The 19,038-nt window shown below is 62.6% G+C and carries 13 protein-coding genes; 2 read left to right on the forward strand and 11 right to left on the reverse strand.

What is annotated here, in order from left to right:
• Positions 1 to 89: 89 nt before the first annotated feature.
• From rsmG to EWM63_RS12790, 3 genes are all read right to left on the reverse strand, one after another.
• Positions 90 to 743 carry a 16S rRNA (guanine(527)-N(7))-methyltransferase RsmG gene (gene rsmG / locus EWM63_RS12780; RefSeq protein ID WP_130186865.1) on the reverse strand — a complete coding sequence of 218 codons (654 nt, stop codon included), beginning with the start codon at positions 741 to 743 and terminating at the stop codon, positions 90 to 92.
• Positions 743 to 2,671: a tRNA uridine-5-carboxymethylaminomethyl(34) synthesis enzyme MnmG gene (gene mnmG / locus EWM63_RS12785; RefSeq protein ID WP_130186866.1), complete on the reverse strand. Its 1,929-nt coding sequence runs from the start codon at positions 2,669 to 2,671 to the stop codon at positions 743 to 745. The genes rsmG and mnmG overlap by 1 nt, the downstream gene beginning before the upstream one ends.
• A gap of 231 nt (positions 2,672 to 2,902) precedes the next feature.
• A complete protein-coding gene (locus EWM63_RS12790) occupies positions 2,903 to 3,667 on the reverse strand; it encodes a sulfite exporter TauE/SafE family protein (RefSeq protein ID WP_130186867.1) in 765 nt (254 codons plus the stop codon).
• A 114-nt stretch (positions 3,668 to 3,781) separates the two neighbouring features.
• On the opposite strand from EWM63_RS12790, the gene EWM63_RS12795 reads away from it, so the two are divergent.
• Positions 3,782 to 4,951 carry an iron-containing alcohol dehydrogenase gene (locus EWM63_RS12795; protein WP_130186868.1) on the forward strand — a complete coding sequence of 390 codons (1,170 nt, stop codon included), beginning with the start codon at positions 3,782 to 3,784 and terminating at the stop codon, positions 4,949 to 4,951.
• Between the two features lie 123 nt (positions 4,952 to 5,074).
• Here EWM63_RS12795 and EWM63_RS12800 read toward each other — a convergent pair whose 3' ends face one another.
• The 7 genes from EWM63_RS12800 to EWM63_RS12830 all read right to left on the reverse strand — a co-directional run bounded on the left by EWM63_RS12800 (position 5,075) and on the right by EWM63_RS12830 (position 13,641).
• A complete protein-coding gene (locus EWM63_RS12800; protein WP_371861219.1) occupies positions 5,075 to 7,138 on the reverse strand; it encodes a 3-hydroxybutyrate oligomer hydrolase family protein in 2,064 nt (687 codons plus the stop codon).
• A 147-nt stretch (positions 7,139 to 7,285) separates the two neighbouring features.
• Positions 7,286 to 8,260 (reverse strand): branched-chain amino acid ABC transporter permease, encoded by a 975-nt coding sequence (locus EWM63_RS12805; RefSeq protein WP_130186870.1) that lies wholly within the window; start codon positions 8,258 to 8,260, stop codon positions 7,286 to 7,288.
• Between the two features lie 13 nt (positions 8,261 to 8,273).
• Positions 8,274 to 9,158, reverse strand: a complete 885-nt coding sequence (locus tag EWM63_RS12810; RefSeq protein WP_130186871.1) for a branched-chain amino acid ABC transporter permease — start codon at positions 9,156 to 9,158, stop codon at positions 8,274 to 8,276.
• Between the two features lie 349 nt (positions 9,159 to 9,507).
• The gene (locus EWM63_RS12815) at positions 9,508 to 10,716 is read right to left on the reverse strand and encodes an ABC transporter substrate-binding protein (RefSeq protein WP_130186872.1); all 1,209 of its coding nucleotides are present in this window, start codon (positions 10,714 to 10,716) and stop codon (positions 9,508 to 9,510) included.
• 76 nt (positions 10,717 to 10,792) lie between these two features.
• Entirely contained in the window at positions 10,793 to 11,548 is a 756-nt protein-coding gene (locus tag EWM63_RS12820) for an ABC transporter ATP-binding protein (RefSeq protein ID WP_229487877.1), read from the reverse strand.
• Positions 11,548 to 12,318, reverse strand: a complete 771-nt coding sequence (locus EWM63_RS12825; protein ID WP_130186873.1) for an ABC transporter ATP-binding protein — start codon at positions 12,316 to 12,318, stop codon at positions 11,548 to 11,550. Before EWM63_RS12825 ends, EWM63_RS12820 begins: the two co-directional genes overlap by 1 nt.
• 285 nt (positions 12,319 to 12,603) lie before the next feature.
• On the reverse strand, positions 12,604 to 13,641 hold the full coding sequence (locus EWM63_RS12830) for an NAD(P)H-dependent flavin oxidoreductase (protein WP_130186874.1): 1,038 nt from the start codon (positions 13,639 to 13,641) through the stop codon (positions 12,604 to 12,606).
• Between the two features lie 755 nt (positions 13,642 to 14,396).
• On the opposite strand from EWM63_RS12830, the gene EWM63_RS12835 reads away from it, so the two are divergent.
• Positions 14,397 to 15,122 carry a 5'-methylthioadenosine/adenosylhomocysteine nucleosidase gene (locus tag EWM63_RS12835; RefSeq protein WP_130186875.1) on the forward strand — a complete coding sequence of 242 codons (726 nt, stop codon included), beginning with the start codon at positions 14,397 to 14,399 and terminating at the stop codon, positions 15,120 to 15,122.
• A gap of 235 nt (positions 15,123 to 15,357) precedes the next feature.
• Here EWM63_RS12835 and putA read toward each other — a convergent pair whose 3' ends face one another.
• Positions 15,358 to 18,993: a trifunctional transcriptional regulator/proline dehydrogenase/L-glutamate gamma-semialdehyde dehydrogenase gene (putA, locus tag EWM63_RS12840; RefSeq protein ID WP_130186876.1), complete on the reverse strand. Its 3,636-nt coding sequence runs from the start codon at positions 18,991 to 18,993 to the stop codon at positions 15,358 to 15,360.
• Positions 18,994 to 19,038: the final 45 nt, after the last annotated feature.

The following is a 19,038-nucleotide window of genomic DNA, read 5'->3' on the forward strand; positions in this document are numbered from 1 at the left end:
TAAACTATTTATTCAATTTATACCGTTTATATTATTTATACAGTTTATATGATATAAACTGTATAAACGATTTATACAGTTTATTCTATTTATACCGTTTCGCCGCGTTCGACGAAGACCAGGTGCCGTTCCGCGTCCAGCCCCGGCACCCGGAGCGGCTGTAAATCGCGCACTTTCCAGTCGCCCGGCAGCCGCTCGCGTTCATCCTGCGGCGCCGTGCCCTTCAGGGCGATAAAGCGGCCGTTATCGGCCAGCAGGTGATGCGACCACTCGACAAAGTCGGACAGGTCGGCAAACGCGCGCGACGTGATGACATCGAACGGTTCCTTCACGGCCAGCTCCTGCACCTTTTTCGTGTACACGGTCACGTTGGCCAGGCCCAGTTCGGCCTTCACCTGCGTGAGGAAGGCGGTTTTCTTGTGCACCGTGTCGATCATCGACACCTTCATGTCCGGCCGGGCAATCGCCAGCACGATGCCCGGCAACCCGCCCCCTGCCCCCACGTCGAGCACATTGCGCGCGCCGGCAAACGCCGGCACCGCGGCCAGCGAATCAAGCAGGTGCAGCGTCATCATCTGCATCGGGTCCCGCACCGACGTGAGGTTGTACACATGGTTCCATTTGTTCAGCAGCGCCAGGTAGTCGAGCAATTGCTCCTGTTGCGCACCCGATACGTCCAGGTCCAGTTCGGCAACGCCGCGCGACAGTACCTGGGCCAGCGCGGCACGATCGACGCCGGCCATCAGGCAGCCTCGTCTTTCAGGGTCACGAACCCGCCAAAGCCGGCCTTTTTGAGGTGGACCAGCAGCAGCGAGATCGCGGCCGGCGTCACGCCGGAAATGCGCGACGCCTGGCCCAGCGTTTCCGGGCGGTGCTTGTTCAGCTTTTGCCGCACCTCGACCGACAGCGCGGCAATGTCCAGGTAATTGAACCCTTCCGGCAGCTTCAGGTTTTCGTAATGCTCATGCCGCTCCACTTCCTTCAACTGGCGATCGATATAGCCGGAATACTTCAGCTGGATCTCCACCTGTTCCTGGACGGCCGCGTCCGCCACGCCCGGACCGCCGAGATTACGGCCGTCCTCGCCTGTCAGCGTCACCAATGTGTCGTAATTGACGTTCGGGCGGCGCAGCAAATCCGCCAGCGAATATTCGCGTTCGATGGCTTGGCCGATCACCCGTTCGGACTCCGCAGCCGCCAGAATGCGCGGATTCACCCACGTCGATTTCAAACGTTCCAGCTCGACGGCGACGGCATCGCGCTTGCGTTCAAACGCTTCCCATTGGGCATCGCCGACGATGCCCAGCTTGCGGCCAATTTCGGTCAGGCGCATGTCCGCGTTATCTTCACGCAGCGACAGGCGATATTCGGCACGGCTGGTAAACATGCGATACGGTTCCTGCACGCCTTGCGTGACCAGGTCATCCACCAGCACGCCCAGGTACGCTTCCGAGCGCGCCGGCGTCCAGGCTTCCTTGCCCTGGGTTTGCAGCGCGGCGTTCAAGCCAGCCAGCAGACCTTGCGCAGCGGCTTCTTCATAGCCGGTGGTGCCATTGATCTGGCCGGCGAAATACAGGCCGGAAATCAACTTGGTTTCCAGCGATGCCTTCAGGCCGCGCGGATCAAAGTAGTCATATTCGATCGCATAGCCCGGGCGCAGGATGTGCGCGTTTTCGAGGCCCTTCATCGATCTCACCAGGTCGATCTGCACGTCGAACGGCAAGCTCGTGGAAATGCCGTTCGGGTAAAACTCGTGCGTCGTCAGGCCTTCGGGCTCCAGGAAAATCTGGTGCGATTCCTTGGACGAGAAGCGGTGGATCTTGTCTTCGATCGACGGGCAGTAGCGTGGGCCGACACCTTCGATGACGCCGGTATACATCGGGCTGCGGTCCAGCCCGCCGCGGATGATGTCGTGCGTTTGCTGGTTCGTGTGCGTCACCCAGCATGGCAACTGCTTCGGATGCATGGCCGTGTTGCCCATGAACGAAAACACCGGCACCGGATCGAGGTCGCCCGGCTGTTCCGTCATCTGCGAAAAATCAATGCTGCGGCCATCGATGCGCGGTGGCGTGCCCGTTTTCAGGCGCCCTTGCGGCAGCTTCAATTCCTTCAGCCGTGCCGACAGCGACAAGGCCGGCGGATCGCCAGCACGGCCTGCCGAATAACTTTGCAGGCCAACGTGGATCTTACCGTCGAGGAAAGTGCCGGCCGTGAGCACCACGGCCCGGGCACGGAACTGCAAGCCGATCTGGGTGACGGCACCCACGACACGGTCGCCCTCCACCATCAGGTCATCGACGGCCTGCTGGAACAGCCACAGGTTCGGCTGGTTTTCCAGGCGCGAACGAATGGCGGCCTTGTACAGGATACGGTCCGCCTGCGCGCGCGTCGCCCTAACGGCCGGGCCCTTTGACGAATTCAGGATGCGGAACTGGATGCCGGCTTCGTCGGTGGCGATCGCCATGGCACCGCCCAGCGCATCGACTTCCTTGACGAGGTGGCCTTTGCCGATACCGCCAATCGACGGATTGCAGGACATCTGGCCGAGGGTTTCGATGTTATGGGTCAGCAACAAGGTCTTCTGACCCATGCGGGCCGACGCCAGTGCAGCTTCGGTACCGGCATGGCCGCCGCCGACGACGATGACGTCGAATTCAGTAGGAAATAGCATGGTGGAAAAGAAAAGCAGAGGGGATGAAGAGAGATTATAGAGTTTTTTGGCGGCTGCGACTTTTTTAGGCAGAAATATTCCAGCGATGTTTCACGTGGAACAGTGCACAGCGAAGGGTTTCCTGGGCATAGTCAAAGCAGTTACACGGTCGAGCGCATGTTTCACGTGGAACAAAAAACCCGGCATCGCCGGGTTTTACGAACGACCGTTACGCTGTTTCACGTGAAACAATCACCAACGCTGCCAGGCATCCCACGACGTCTTGACGATCAGGATGGTCACCACGACCAGGAACACGCGCCGGACAAAACCACTGCCGTGGCGCATCGCTAGCTTCGTGCCGATCAGCGATCCAGCCACCTGGCAGACCGCCATCATCAAACCGAGCTGCCAGAGCAAATGGCCGCTGTAGCCAAACCACAGCAAGGCCGACAGATTGCAGGCGACATTGACGACCTTGGCCACGGCGGACGCGCCAAGAAAATCAAAGCCAAAAAGGCGGACAAACAGGAACACGAGGAAGCTGCCCGTGCCCGGGCCAAAGAAGCCATCGTAGAATCCGATGCACGCCCCAATGCCGACCGCCAGGAGCCGCTCGCGCAGACCGCTGTGCAGCGGCGCATGGATACTGCCCAGGTCCTTGCGGCGAAAGGTGTAGATCGCCACGGCAATCAGTACGAAGGGCAGCAAGGTGCGCATGAAATCGGCGGGGATCTTCGTGACCGTGTAGGCGCCAACGAACGCAAACAGGAAAGCGGCAAATGCTGCTGGTGCCGCGGTGGTCCATGCGATCGACACGCGGCGCGCATAATTAACGGCCGCGGCAGCCGTGCCGAAAATCCCGGCCAGCTTGCTGGTGCCCAGCAAGGTGGCGGGCGCCGTGTTTCCGAACGTCGAAAACAGCACAGGAATCTGGATCAACCCGCCCCCACCCACGACGGCATCGACCAACCCGGCTGAAAACGCCGCCACTGCCAAAATCGTCAGATCCACCACCCTGCCCCCGCCTGTTCATGGTTATCGAACCCGACATTGTACGGGCGATATTTGCATCCGGCTGCGGCAGGCAATGCGCTATGCTGGAGCAACACCGACACCCACGGAGATCGCATGAACGATTTTTCCTTCAGCACCGTGCCCCACATCGTGTCCGCCGCCGGCGCTGCTGGCTACCTCGGCGAACATAGCCGCGAACGCTTCCCTGACGCACACCGTGCCCTGCTCGTGACCGACGCCGGATTTCTTGCCACGGGCCTGGCCGGTGCGCCGATCGCCAACCTCGAAGCGTGCGGTTTTCACGTGAAAACGTACAGCGACGTCATCGCGGACCCGCCGGAACACATCGTTCTCAACGCCGTCCAGATCGCTCGCGACCACGGTACCGATCTCGTCATCGGATTGGGCGGCGGCAGTTCGATGGATGTGGCCAAGCTGATCGCCGTCCTGGCCGGCAGCGACCAGCCGCTGGCCGAGGCCTATGGCATCGGCAATGTTCGGGGCCGGCGCCTGCCGCTCGTGCAGGTGCCGACGACGGCCGGCACCGGTTCCGAAGTCACCAACATTGCCATCGTGACGACGGGCGCCACCACGAAAACGGGCGTCGTGGCGCCACAACTGTATGCGGACGTCGCCATCCTCGATGCGGCATTGACCCTGGGATTGCCGCCGCATGTCACGGCGGCGACCGGGATCGACGCGATGGTGCATGCGATCGAGGCCTACACGAGCCGGCAAAAGAAGAACCCTCTGTCCGACATGCTGGCACGCGAGGCACTGCGGCTGCTGTCGGCCAACCTGCTGCCCGCCTGCGAGGGCGGTGCCGACCGGGCTGCGAATCTCACTGCGCGACAAGCCATGCTGCTGGGTGCGCTGCTGGCGGGCCAGGCATTCGCCAACGCGCCCGTCGCCGCCGTGCATGCGCTGGCGTACCCGATCGGCGGCATTTTCCACGTGCCGCATGGCCTGTCCAATGCGCTCGTCCTGCCGCATGTGCTGCGCTTCAATATGCCGGCAGCCGCCGCGCACTATGCGGAACTGGCGGCCATCGTGGCCCCGCATGCGCAGGGCACCGTCGAAGCGCGGGCGGAAGCGTTCGTACGGGCGATGGAACAGTTGGCAGGCAGCACAAAAATCGACAGCAGGTTGTGCGACGTGGGCATTGTCGAAACCGACCTGGACCGCCTGGCCGATGCCGCCATGTTGCAGACCCGGCTGCTGGGGAATAATCCCCGGGAAATCACGCGCACTGACGCGCGTGCCATCTATGCTGCGGCATTGTAACGATCCGGCGCAGGCGTAAAAAGGCAGGCCATCGTACTTCGTCATGAAAAAACCCCAAAAGTTGGTGTCCAACTTTTGGGGTTCGGTTCACACGCGGGCCCGCCTTTTTTGAATCAGCCGAAATCAGTCCGGCACGTTCACCGTGGTACCGCTGACGGTGATCGCGTTGTTGCCCGGCGCTGCCGCGATCAACGGCACATTGGCCACGGTGATCGGTACCGCATTGCTGGCCCGTGTCACCGTGTGCACCACCTGCGACGGTGGCAGCGGCGTCGCGCTGTTCTTCAGGTTGGCATACACCGCGTCGAGCGCGCGGAACAGGTAGACGTGCAGCGGCACGACCACGTTCGGCAAGGCATTCGAGAAGCTGTCGAAGTGGTTGGCATTGGTCACCTCGATGTAGCGCAGCTTGCTGCTGCTGCCTTCCACCGCGGCGTTCAAGCCGACATAGGCGCGCGAGGCATGGTTGACCGGGATCAGCGCATCGGCCCGACCGGAGACGATCAGCGCCGGCTTGCCGCGCAGGTTGCCCGTGGCCTGCACCTCGGCCATGCCGGCACGCACGCGAGCACTTTGCGCCGCCAGGTCGCCCGTCAGGGCAGCACCCGTGACTGCATCGACGCCGGTGGCGAGCGAGCGCAGGCACAGGAAACCGTCCAGCGCCTGGTCTTCGATGCCGGTCGACTTCGACACGCCCAGGTTGTACAGCTTGGCGCCCCCTACGGAATCCTCGTAGATCGGCGTGCCGATGATGCCGTTCATCGTGGCAAAGCTGGCGGCGCGGGCGGCGCCCGTGAAAGGCACTGGCGAGCCGGTGGCGTCGGCCGCGCCCCAGCTGAAGCCGCAGACATTGTCGGTTACGGAAAACTTGCCGTAGGCGTTCACATACGTGACAGCGACGAGGACGTTCGTCAACGCATGCGCGGCCTGCAGCGGTTCCGCGTCCGCCGTCCAGCCGTACGCCTTCATCCTGGCCCGCGCATCCGCCTGGCGCGATGCCAGGTCGTTCCCGACCAGCAGCCCCTTCTGCACCAGCGAAGCGCAGCGCCCTGCCCCGCCGGCGATGCATGGCTGGTACAGCGCGGCGTAGCTCGCATAATCGAGCAGCGGCTTGCCCTGCGCCGTAACGTTCGCGCCGGCTTGCCGCACCGTGTACCCGGACGTGCGGTTCGGCTGGATCTGCGGCTCGGTGGCCGCCACCGCATCGATCAGCCCGGCCGTGTCCTGCTCGGCAGCCAGCAATGCCGAACCGGCCCCATTGGAAATCGACGACGCGATCGTCAGCGTGTTCGCCGGCGTGAAGCGGACGATGTGGCTGGTATTGTCGCGGGCGACGACCCCGTACTTTTCGTTGAGCACGTAGAGCGCGAATTCAACGGCCTGCAGCGTGACCTTGCCCCAGTCCTTTTCCGGATTCAGCTGCGAGTGCGCATGCTTGAACGCGACGCGTCCGGGGAATTGCTGGGCAAACGCGGTGCGCTGCGCATCGCTGAGTTCGGGGGCGAACAAGGCATTCTTGGCGGCCGCCGTACGCGTCGCCCGCACGCCATTCTGGCCGTTCACGGTGTCGTCCTCGAACGCGTACAGGCCGGTGCCACTGCCCTTGTCCGCGTACGCCACCGCGCAGTTGTTCTTCAGGCCCCACTCCCCCGCACTGCCGATCGCGCCATAGATGCCGCGCGAACCGCTCGAGGTGCCGGTCACGATGCATGGATTGACGGGGTCGAACCCGTTCGGTACCTGCACCATCAAGGTCACGTTTTGCCGGCCCGTACCGTCGTCCGTGTACGCCAGGTATTCCGTGCCGGCCACCATGCCATTGCCGTTCGTCGCCACGCCGGCCGCGTTGACGTTGGGGCCGTACATCGTGCCATAGCCGCTGTTGGTAGCGATGTCGAGCACGGCGCGGTAATTGGCGAAGATGGCGTTGCGGCGCAATTCCCGCGCCGAGGGATTGGCCGGATCGTTGTAGGCCGGTGCGGCGGCGGCTGCCAGGCCGGTCGCGCCCAGGCCCGCCGTCAGCAGGTCGTCGCTCGTGCCATCGTAGCTGGCGGTCGAGACCGTGCCGAGCCAGGCCGGTTTCTGGTTCAGTACTTCCGGTTCGTCGTCGTCGTCATCGCTGCCACAAGCGCCGAGCGACAGTGCCACGGCCAGGGCAATCGCGGTTTTCGAAGTCGTCATCTGCATGGTGTCCTCTTTCTGGAATCGGTCTGGAATCAGTGAACTCTTGCTGCGGAACGCTTGCTGCAAAACGCTTGCTGCGGAGCTGCTTGCTGCGTAAAACCTGCTGCGGAAACAACAACGCCGGATCACTCCGGCGTCGTCATGGGTGCATCACGCTGGTGTTCGTCGGCCCAGCGCCGCCACGATTTCGCCGATGATGCCGCGACGGAACAGCAACACGCAGGCAACAAAGATCAGGCCGGTCACCAGGCTGACGGCTTCGCCCAGCGTGTTGAACCACTCGATGCCGGTGGCGCTGGCCACCGTCGTCCCAAAATCGCCCAGCTTGTTTTCCAGCGCGATGATGATGACGGCGCCCAGCAGCGGCCCGGCCAGCGTGCCCATGCCGCCGACCAGTGTCATCAGGATGACGAGGCCGGACATGGTCCAGTGCACATCCGTCAGCGTCTCGAACCCGAGCACCACGGTTTTCAGCGCCCCGGCCAGGCCGGCCAGCGCGGCGGACAACACGAACGCCATCAGCTTGTACTTGTCCACGTCGTAACCGAGCGAGATCGCGCGTGGTTCGTTCTCCTTGATCGCCTTCAGCACCTGGCCGAACGGCGAGTGCACGGTGCGCACGATCAGGGCGAACGCCAGCACGCAGAATGCCAGCACCACGAAGTACAGTGTCGTGTCGTTCGACAGGTCGATCATGCCCAGCAGCCGGCCGCGCGGCACGCCCTGCAACCCGTCCTCGCCCCCGGTGAAGCCGGTGTAGCGCAAGGCAAAGAAGTACACCATCTGTGCCAGCGCCAGCGTGATCATCGAGAAATAGATCCCGGCGCGGCGGATCGCCAGCCCGCCGATGACGAAGCCCACCAGCGCCGCGGCCACCACGCCGGCCAGGATGCCCAGCTCGACCGGCATGCCCCAGTTCTTCAGCGCGTTGCCGGCCACATAGCCGGCCGTGCCGAAGAAGGCCGCATGGCCGAACGACAGCAAGCCGGTATAGCCGATCAGCAGGTTGAAGGCGCTGGCGAACAGCGCAAAGCACAGCAACTTCATCAGGAACACCGGGTAGCCGATGAAGGGTGCCGCCAGCGCCGCCAGCAGCAGGAGTCCATAGCCGATTTGCTTGTTCATGGGTGGTGTCCTTTCACTTTTCTTTGCCGAACAGGCCGGCGGGGCGCAACAGCAACACGATGACCATCACGAGGAACACGACCGTCGACGAGAATTCCGGATAGAACACCCGCGTCAATCCTTCGATGACGCCCAGGCCCAGCCCGGTGACGATCGAGCCCAGGATCGAGCCCATGCCGCCGATCACGACCACGGCAAACACGACGATGATCAGGTTCGAACCCATCAGCGGAGACACCTGGATGATCGGTGCCGCCAGCACGCCGGCGAAGCCGGCCAGCGCGACGCCGAAGCCATAGGTCAGCGTGACCATCAGCGGCACGTTGATGCCGAAGGCTTCCACCAGCTTCGGGTTTTCCGTGCCGGCGCGCAGGTAGGCGCCGAGCCGGGTTTTCTCGATGACGAACCAGGTGGCGAAGCAGACGACCAGCGAGGCCACCACGACCCAGGCGCGATAGTTCGGCAGGATCATGAACCCCAGGTCGGTCGCGCCCTGCAGCTGTTCGGGCGTGTCGAACGGCTGGCCGGACACGCCATAGAACGAGCGGAAGATCCCTTCCACCACCAGCGTGATCCCGAATGTGAGCAGCAGCCCGTACAGGTGGTCCAGCTTGTACAACCAGCGCAGCATCGTTTTTTCGATGACGACGCCGAGGATGCCGACCACGACCGGTGCGGCGATCAGCATCATCCAGTAACTCATGCCCAGGTACGACATGCCCATCCAGGCCAGGAACGCGCCCATCATGTACATCGCACCGTGCGAGAAATTAATGACGTTCAAAAGGCCGAAGATGATGGCCAGGCCGAGCGACAGCATCGCGTAGAACGAACCGTTGACGAGTCCCAGCAGCAGCTGGCTCATCATGGCTGGCAGGGGAACGCCGAAAATTTCCATGGCCTTCTTCTCCTCGAAGAGTTGTGACAGGTAAGTAAATCGTGCAGACGGCAGCAGGGTGGCAACAGCGGGTGACAACCGCGGACGGCAGCAACGGGTGACCGCAACGAGCAACAGTAATGCGCGGCGGCGGCGAGGCGCATGGCGAACGTGTACCGTACGCCGCGCGCACGAACGCTCGTGCCGGCATCGGCCGGCCGTGGCGAACGCGGGACGGCGAACGCGGCGTCCACGGCCACGCCCTCTTCCACCGGCCGCGGCGAACGGATCACGTCGCGGATGACGCCAGTGACCCGGTGGCCGGCGAAGCAAGCCGCCAGCCACGCCCGACAACGGGTCTACCGCCGGCTTATTTCCACAGCGAGCACTTGGTTTCAGCCTTCTTCATGTAGGCCTGCTCGCCCGGAATCGTGGCCACGACCTTGTAGTAATCCCAGGGGTATTTCGACTCGGCCGGCTTCTTCACTTCCATCAGGTACATGTCGTGCACCATGCGGCCGTCCGGACGGATCACGCCATTCTTCGTAAACATGTCGTTGATCGGGGTTTTCTTCAGGTGGGCCATGACCTTGTCCGAATCGTCGGTACCGAGCGCTTTCACCGCCTTCAGGTAGTTCGACGCGGCGGAGTAATCGGCTGCCTGCAGCATCGACGGTTCCTTCTTCATCTTGGCAAAGTAGCGCTTCGACCATGCGCGCGTATCGGCGTTCAGGTCCCAGTACCAGCCATCCGTCAGGTACATGCCCTGCGTGGTGTTCAGGCCCAGCGAGTGGATGTCGTTGATGAAGATTAAGAGGCCGGCCAGTTTCATTTTCTTCGAGATGCCGAACTCGTTGGCGGCCTTGATCGAGTTGATCGCGTCGCCGCCGGCATTCGCCAGCCCCAGGATCTGGGCCTTCGACGCTTGTGCCTGCAACAGGAAGGACGAGAAGTCCGATGCCGACAGCGGATGCTTCACAGAACCCAGCACGCGCCCGCCGCCCGTCTTGACGACGGCGGCCGTGTCCGCTTCAAGCGACTGGCCGAACGCATAATCCGCCGTCATGAAATACCAGTCCTTGCCGCCCTGCTTGACGATCGCGCCGCCGGTACCGCGCGCCAGCGCGACGGTGTCGTAGGCGTAATGCACGGTGTACGGCGTGCACTCCTCGTTCGTCAGGCGCGACGAACCGGCGCCGATCGAGATGAAGATCTTTTTCTTCTCGGCCGCCACTTTCGCCATTGCCAGGTTGGCGCCGGAATTGGTGCCGCCGATCAGCATGTCCACGCCTTGCTGGTCGAACCATTCGCGCGCTTTCGAGGCGGCGATGTCAGCCTTGTTCTGGTGGTCGGCCGAAATGAATTCGACTTTCTTGCCCGCGAGGACGGTGCCGGCATCGGCGATCGCCATCTTGATGGCCTCGGCGCCGCCGGCGCCGTCGATGTCGGTGTACAGGCCGGACATGTCGGTGATGAAACCGATCTTGATCGTCTCGCCCGACACCTGGGCGAATGCGGCGCCGGACAGGCCGATGGCGCAGATTGCGGTGGCGGCCATGGCAATAGCTTTACGTTTCATTTGTCGTCTCCATTCAGTGGGTGTTATGAAGCCGCCGCGAGCGCGGCGGCGGTCTTCCCTGCCTGCTTTGCTATTGCTACACGCCGAGGAGCTCGGTCAGCACCGGCATCTTGGCGTTCAATTCGGTTGCAGCGAAGGTTTCAACGATCTGGCCGTGTTCCATCACGTAGAAGCGGTCGGCCAGCGGTGCCGCGAAGCGGAAATTCTGCTCCACCATGACGATCGTGTAGCCCTTGGCTTTCAGCATGCGGATCATGCGCGCCAGGCCCTGGACGATGACGGGCGCCAGCCCTTCGGAAATTTCATCGAGCAGCAGCAGGCGCGCGCCGGTGCGCAGGATGCGGGCCACGGCCAGCATCTGCTGCTCGCCACCGGAAAGCCGCGTGCCCTGGCTGTTGCGGCGCTCCTTCAGGTTCGGGAACATGTCGTAGATTTCCTCGATCGACATGCCCTTTTCTTCGGTCTTGAGCGCCGGCGGCAGCAACAGGTTTTCCTCGGTCGACAGCGACGCGAAAATGCCCCGCTCTTCCGGGCAATACCCCACGCCAAGGTGGGCGATCCGGTGCGTCGGCAGCGTGATCGCTTCCTTGCCATTGATGCGGATCGAGCCCTTGCGGGTACCCGTCAGGCCCATGATCGCGCGCAGCGTTGTCGTGCGCCCGGCGCCGTTGCGGCCCAGCAGCGTGACGACTTCGCCCTGCTGCACGGTGATGTTCACGTTGTGCAGGATGTGCGATTCGCCATACCAGGCTTGCAGGTCGGCGATTTCCAGCGCCGTGCGCGCCGGCTGGCTGGCCGGCATGTGGACATTCGAGGTGGCCGGGGCGTTCATCAGTGCGCTCCCACCAGTTCGGTTGCTTCGGTGCCCATGTACGCCTCCATCACCTGGGGATCCTTCGAGACTTCGGCATAACTGCCTTCGGCCAGCATCGCGCCACGCTGCAGCACGGAGATACGGTCGCAGATGCCGGACACCACGCTCATATTGTGTTCCACCATGAGGATCGTGCGACCGCTGGACACTTTCTTGATCAGCTCGGTAACACGGTGGACGTCTTCATGCCCCATGCCCTGCGTGGGTTCGTCGAGCAGCATCAATTCCGGTTCCATCGCCAGTGTGGTGGCGATCTCCAGCGCGCGCTTGCGGCCATAGGGCATGTCCGCCGTGATCGTGTCCGCGAACTGCACGAGATCGACCTCGGCGAGCAGGTCCATTGCGCGGGCATTCAGCTGGTCGAGCGAACGTTCGCTGCGCCAGAAGTGGAATGTGGTGCCCAACTGGCGCTGCAAGCCGATGCGCACGTTCTGCAGCACCGTCAGGTGGGGAAACACGGCGGAAATCTGGAAAGAGCGAATGACGCCCATCCGGGCGATACCGGCCGGCTTGGCCGCGGTGATGTCCTTGCCGTTGAAGAAGATCTGACCGGACGTCGGCACCAGGAACTTCGTCAGCAAATTGAAGCAGGTCGTCTTGCCGGCACCGTTCGGGCCGATCAATGCGTGAATATGGCCGCGCTGGACGCGCAGATTCACGTCGTTGACAGCAGTAAAACCCTTGAATTCCTTGGTCAAATTCCTTGTTTCCAAGATGAAGTTTGACATCGCGTCTCCCTGAGGATTCTTTACAGACTGCTAAAATTTTCGTCGATCATACCCAGAACAAATTTGCCAAACAATACCGTATAACTACCATAAACTTTTGTTGAATTGCTACTGGACCGAAGTAGATTTGTGCTTTGCGCAACAATACTAAATTCGGTCAATTGCATGTTGCATGCCTCATCAATACTGCTACGTCAGCTATTTATCAGATATTCATCACGCTGAACAGCACAATATGGTGCACTGCACCAGTCTTTCTCCGGACGATGGGAAATTGTAAAAAAATTATTTTTCGCCCATTTCCGTTACCAGGGTTTCCACCAGCTTCGCTGCACCCATCCGGCGTATCCGCCTGACCCCGGTGCCGCACCACAGCGACATCAATTCGGTATCGCCCCGCTTGCCCGCTTCGAACCGGATCGGCCCGGTCAATGCATTCTGGATCGGGTAAGGCGGCACCTGATCCTCGACCGTGGCCATCTGCTCCATGAAGCGGTTGACGAGGCCGCGCGCATAGCGGCCGGAAAACGCGCGGGTCAGCCGGGTCGGCGACGAGCCGGCGATTTGCAAGCGGTGTTTGTAGGCCGGATGAATGCCTGATTCGTCCGTCACGAGGAACGCCGTTCCCATCTGGACGGCGGCTGCGCCCAGGGCCAGGCGTTCGCGCACGTCCGCCCCCGTCATGATATTGCCGGCCGAGATCACGGGAATCGTTACCTCGGCAACCGTGGCCTGCAACAAGGCGATGGCGTCGAGCGTGGCGTCGCGCTGGTCGCCGATGAAGGTGCCGCGATGTCCGCCCGCCTCGGTGCCGGAGGCAATGACCGCGTCCGCGCCTGCCTCTTGCCAGGCGATGGCTTCATCGACCCGCGTGGCGGTGCCGATCACGACGATGCCCGCATCGTGCAACTGGCGCACTTGCTGCGCAGACAGGATGTCGAACGTAAAACTGGCCACGGCGGGTTTCAGTTCCAGCAGCACTGCGAACTGGGCGGAAAAGTCTTCGCACCATTTGAAAGGCAGGGCCAGCTCGGACCAGCCCAGCGATGACCAGACCGGTTTCAGCAGCTCGACGGCCCGCGCTACTTCTTCCCCGCTCGGCTTTGGCTGGTCCTGCACAAAGAAATTGAGCATGAAAGGCCGCGCCGTCAGCTGGCGGATCTCGGCCACCTGGCGGCGGATGGCATCTGGGGATAACAGCGAACAAGCCAGCGAACCCAGTGCGCCGGCATTCGATACGGCGGCCACGAGCGCCGGCGTCGTGCAACCGCCGGCCATCGGGCCCTGGATGATGGGATGGGGGAACAGCGACTGCAGCGCCATGATGTCTCCTCAATCACCTGTGGATAAGCATTGGGATATCCACAGGTATCGTTTGTGCGTAAACCGCGTTGGTGTGTGGTCTCCCATTTTTGTCCAAAAATCGTTCCTCGGCCATACAAGGTTTACGCGTGTGGTTGTGCAGCCCGTAAACCGTTGATTGTGTTGATAACACTTTACTTATCCACAGAAAGCCTGATCTGTTAACAACCATTACTAGCTTGTATACAGACTTATTGTTGTAAACCTGACGACCGCTTCGCGAATCTGGCCCGGCTTTAAAAAAACCGTCAGCAAAAAAAAACGACAACGCGGCCAGGCAAGAGAACGGTGAACTGGCTGACCTGAGCGCGATTTGTATTTGTGCTTGCCATGCAGCGTTCGATCGTCGACCTGGCCAGACGGTCTGGCAGTCGTCGATGACCCCAAAGCTGCTTCACTGAAGACGCTTTTTCTGGCGAAAAGGGAATTTTTTGATGATTCTGTGGATAAGGTGCTGCATATCCACAGGATCCGATGTGCGTAAACTAGGAAAGGTCACGTGAGGGGAATTTTTGTTCAGAACTCGTGCGGCTCGGATACAATCCTTGTTCCACTGGTTTGGGATGGCGTAAACCGCTGATTTTGTGGATGTTAACAGCTTTATCCACAGCCGCTTCCCGGTTTACTATCTACTACCAGCTTTATATTTATTTTTATTCTTGTAAACCAACGGCAAAAAGCAGCGGCAAATCCGCTGTCCAGTATCCTGGAAATACATGCTGACAGAGAAAAAAACACGCCTTGGCATCATTTCCGCCCTGGCGGAAGAGCAGGAAGGCTTGATCCACGCCATGACCGATGCCGTACGGCACACCCATGGCATGCGCGACTACACAGCGGGAAAGCTGTGGAACATGGACACCGTGGCCGTGCTGTCGCGGATCGGCAAAGTGGCTGCTGCCATGACTGCGGTAACGCTTGTGGAAAAGTTCGGAGTTACCCACATCGTTTTTACTGGTGTTGCCGGCAGTGCCGACCGCGCTGTGCAAGTGGGCGACGTGGTCATCGCCGAATCGCTGGTTCAGCACGACATGGATGCCTCGCCGCTGTTCCCCCGTTTCGAAGTGCCACTGACGGGCCTGTCGCATCTGCCCAGCGACCTGGAACTCGGTTCCCGGCTCGCCCACGCCGCCACCACCTTCCTGGAAGGCGAGAACGGTGCCACGCTGCATCGCGGGCTCATCGGTAGTGGGGATCAGTTCATCCACGACGGCGTGCGCCTGGCGGCCCTGAAAAGCGCCTTGCCGGGCTTGCTGGCTGTGGAGATGGAAGGGGCTGCGGTGGCGCAGGTGTGTTTCGAGCTGGGCATTCCCTTCGCGGTGATCCGGACGATCTCGGACAATGCCAACGAAAGTGCCGCCACGGATTTCATGCATTTCGTGAAAACCGTGGCCTCGCGTTACGCATTCGGCATCATCGAGCGGTTTTGCCGGCAAGCGTGACAGGCTTCCAGGCGCCCCTGGTGGCGTTTCTGCCTGCTGCACCGTGCCCGGCGAGAGCTGGGCCTTGAAAGTCCCGCCAAGGGCCCTTAAAACGCTTCCTGGAGCTATTCCGGGGTCGCAATGAACGTGCAGGACAAAAAAATGGCGCCAAAAGCGCCATTTTTATTGCGTGTACGACCGACCTGCAAGCCGGACCTGCCACGGGCCGGCATCATCGGTTAGCCCGGGAGCCGATCTATGCCCCCAGCGTCATCAGGCTGGCGTTGCCACCGGCGGCCGTCGTGTTGACGCACAGGGCTCGCTCGGCAATCAGCCGCCACAATGGGATCGGCGCTTCCGCCGTGGTGTCGATGACGCTGACCAGCGCGCCATCGCGTTCGGCCAGTGGCACCCGCACCTGGGACGTCAGCATGGACTCCACCAGCGCGATCTGGAAGCCTTCCTTCAGGGCGGCCATGTCGCCCACGACTTCCAGCCGGTCTTGCACGGCGGCCGGCAAGTCGGTGGGCACCAGCGACGTGGCATGGGCCACGATCGCGGCGCGGTTGCCCGTTGCCAGCACCGCGGCCAGCTGGTTCAGCAGTGCATCCTGCGTTTCGGCAAAGCAGGCCACCGTTCCCCGCGCTACATAGCGCAGCGTGTTGCGTTCGCCGGTCGGACCCGGCAATACGAGTTCCGTGCCCAATGGTGTCGATCGCACATATTGTTCCACCAGGGCCGCCAGCTTGTCCTTGCCCTTGCCTTTCGCCCAGACTACGAGGGCATCCACGCCGGGCGTTGATTGCCGCGCATGGGTCTCGACCGGTGCCGCGGCCCGCTGCAGCCGCTTCAGGTAAAGCGGCCCGCCGGCCTTCGGCCCCGTGCCCGATTTCCCTTCGCCGCCGAACGGTTGCACGCCGACGACGGCGCCGACGATGTTGCGGTTCACATACATGTTGCCGACGTGGGCACGCGACGTGATGTAATCCACCGTTTCATCGATCCGCGAATGCACGCCCAGCGTCAGGCCGAAACCGCTGGCGTTGATCTGGTCCACCACCTTCGGCAGGTCGGCACGGGCATAGCGGATCACGTGCATGACCGGGCCGAACACTTCCCTGGTCAGTTCAGCGAGGGAACGGATTTCCAGCACCGTCGGTGGCACGAACGTGCCGGCCGCGTCGCCCGGCAGGCCGAGCGAGAAATGCGCAACGCACGTGCGCTTCGTGCGCTCGATGTGCGCCATCAGGTTCTGCTGGGCCTCGGCATCGATGACGGGGCCGATATCGGTCACCAGCCGGTCCGGGCTGCCGATGTTGAGCTCGCCCATCGCACCCTTCAGCATCGCGATCGTCCTGTCGGCGATATCGTCCTGCAGGAACAGCACGCGCAGTGCTGAACAGCGCTGGCCGGCACTGTCGAAAGCGGACGAGATCGCGTCCTGCACCACCTGTTCCGGCAGCGACGACGAATCGACGATCATCGCATTCTGCCCACCGGTTTCGGCAATCAATGGGATGTCGCAGCGTTCCGCCGCGGCACGCTTGGCCAGCACGCGGTTGATCAGCTGCGCCACTTCGGTCGACCCGGTAAAAATCACGCCCTTGACGCGCGGATCGTTGCACAGGCCGGCGCCAACGACGTCGCCGCGGCCCGGCAGGAATTGCAATGCCGCTCGGGGAATCCCACCCTCGTGCAGCAGCTCGACGGCACGCTGGGCGATCAACGGCGTCTGCTCGGCCGGCTTGGCCAGCACCACGTTGCCCGCCGCCAGTGCCGCGGCCACCTGCCCCGTGAAGATGGCCAATGGAAAATTCCACGGGCTGATGCACGTGACCGGCCCCAGCGCCAGCGCATTGGGGGCCTGGCGCACCTGCTGGGCGTAATAGCGCAGGAAATCGACGGCCTCGCGCACTTCGGCAATGGCATTGGGCAGCGACTTGCCCGCCTCGCGGATCGCCAGCGCCATCAGTTCGAGCTGGTGGGCTTCGTACAGGTCGGCCGCGCGCATCAGCGCGTCAGCACGCACCGAGGGTTCCACTGTCTGCCAGTCCATCGCCGCGCTGCTGGCGCTGGCCAGCGCCCGCTCCACGTCGCTGGCGGTGGCTTCCGTGACGTGGCCGACCACGTCGTGCCGCAGCGCCGGATTGATCAGCGGCTGGGCGGGCTGTTCGGCTGCCGCGGGCACGGCCAGCAAGGGGGCCGCCGTCCACGTGCGCGGCTGCACCAGCGCATGCGCCACGTCGCGCAGCACGTCCTCGTTCGACAGGTCGATCCCCGCCGAGTTCCTGCGCTCGCCGCCGAACAGGTCTTGCGGCAGCGGAATGGCAGGATGCGGCGCCCCGCCCTGCTGGCGCGCGATGTCGAGTGGATCCTGGATCAGCGCATCGACGGGAATGCTTTCATCGACGATCTGGCTGACGAACGACGAGTTGGCGCCGTTTTCCAGCAGCCGGCGCACCAGGTAGGCCAGCAGGGTTTCATGCGTACCCACGGGCGCATAGATGCGGCAGGCCTTGTCCAGCTTGTCCTTGCCCACCACCTGGTCGTACAGCGTTTCGCCCATGCCATGCAGGCACTGGAATTCGTAGTTTTCGATGCCGTCCCGCTTCGCCCACGTGTAGATCGTCGACAGCGTTTGCGCATTGTGCGTGGCGAACTGCGGATAGAGCACGTCGCTGGCGACGAGCAGCCGCTGCGCGCAGGCCAGGTAGGACACGTCGGTGTACACCTTGCGCGTATAGACCGGATAACCCGGCATGCCGTCCACCTGGGCGCGCTTGACTTCGGCATCCCAGTAGGCGCCTTTCACGAGCCGCACCATGAACTGGCGGCCGCTGCGGCGCGCCAGGTCGGCCAGGTAGTCGATGACGAACGGGCAGCGCTTCTGGTACGCCTGCACGACGAAGCCGATGCCGGCAAAGCCGGTCAGTGCCGGATCGTGCGCCAGTGCTTCCATCAGGTCCAGGGACAGCTCCAGCCGGTCGGCTTCTTCCGCATCGATGTTCAGGCCGATGTCATAGCCCTTGGCGAGGAGCACCAGGGCGCGCAGGCGCGGCAGCAGTTCCGCCATCACGCGGTCGCGCTGCGCGCGGCTGTAGCGTGGATGCAGCGCCGACAGCTTGACGGAAATGCCCGGGCCGTTGCGGATGCCGCGGCCGGCCGACGCGCGGCCGATCGCATGGATCGCCGTTTCATAGCTGGCGTAGTATTTCGCGGCGTCCTCTTCCGTCAATGCCGCTTCGCCCAGCATGTCGTAGGAGTAGCGGTAGCCGCGCGCTTCGTTGTCGCGGCCATTGCGGATCGCCTCGTCGATCGTCTGGCCCGTCACGAACTGGTTGCCCAGCATGCGCATCGCCAGGTCCACGCCCTTGCGGATCAGCGGTTCGCCGCCCTTGGCGATCAGCTTGGTGATCGCCGAGCCCAGCTTTTCCTCGCTGGAAGAACTGACCAGCTTGCCCGTGACCAGCAAGCCCCACGTGGCCGCGTTGACGAACAGCGACGGCGATTCGCCCAGGTGGCGCCGCCAGTCGCCCTTGCTGATCTTGTCGGCGATCAGGCGGTCGGCCGTGGCCTGGTCGGGAATGCGCAGTAGCGCTTCGGCCAGGCACATCAGCGCCACGCCCTCGTCGGACGACAGCGAGAACTGGTGCATCAGCGCATCCACGCCCGAGGCACGGGTGCGTTTTTCGCGCACCGCCGTCACCAGGCGGCGTGCCAGTGCCTGCGCCTCCCGGGTCACGTCGGCGCCGCGGTCGCGGATGTGCGCCAGCAGCCAGTGCACGGCAGTGCGTTCGTCGCGCCGGTACGCGGCGGTGATCGCCGCCCGTAACGGAGATGGATCGCGCAGGATTTCCGCCTGCAGGGCGCTGAAAGGAACTGGGGCATTCATGGAAGCATCTCTATCGAAAATTGTTAAGCGGCCGACCTAGCAAAA

Origin of the sequence: Pseudoduganella lutea, from assembly GCF_004209755.1 — a bacterium.
GTDB classification, from domain to species: domain Bacteria; phylum Pseudomonadota; class Gammaproteobacteria; order Burkholderiales; family Burkholderiaceae_D; genus Rugamonas; species Rugamonas lutea.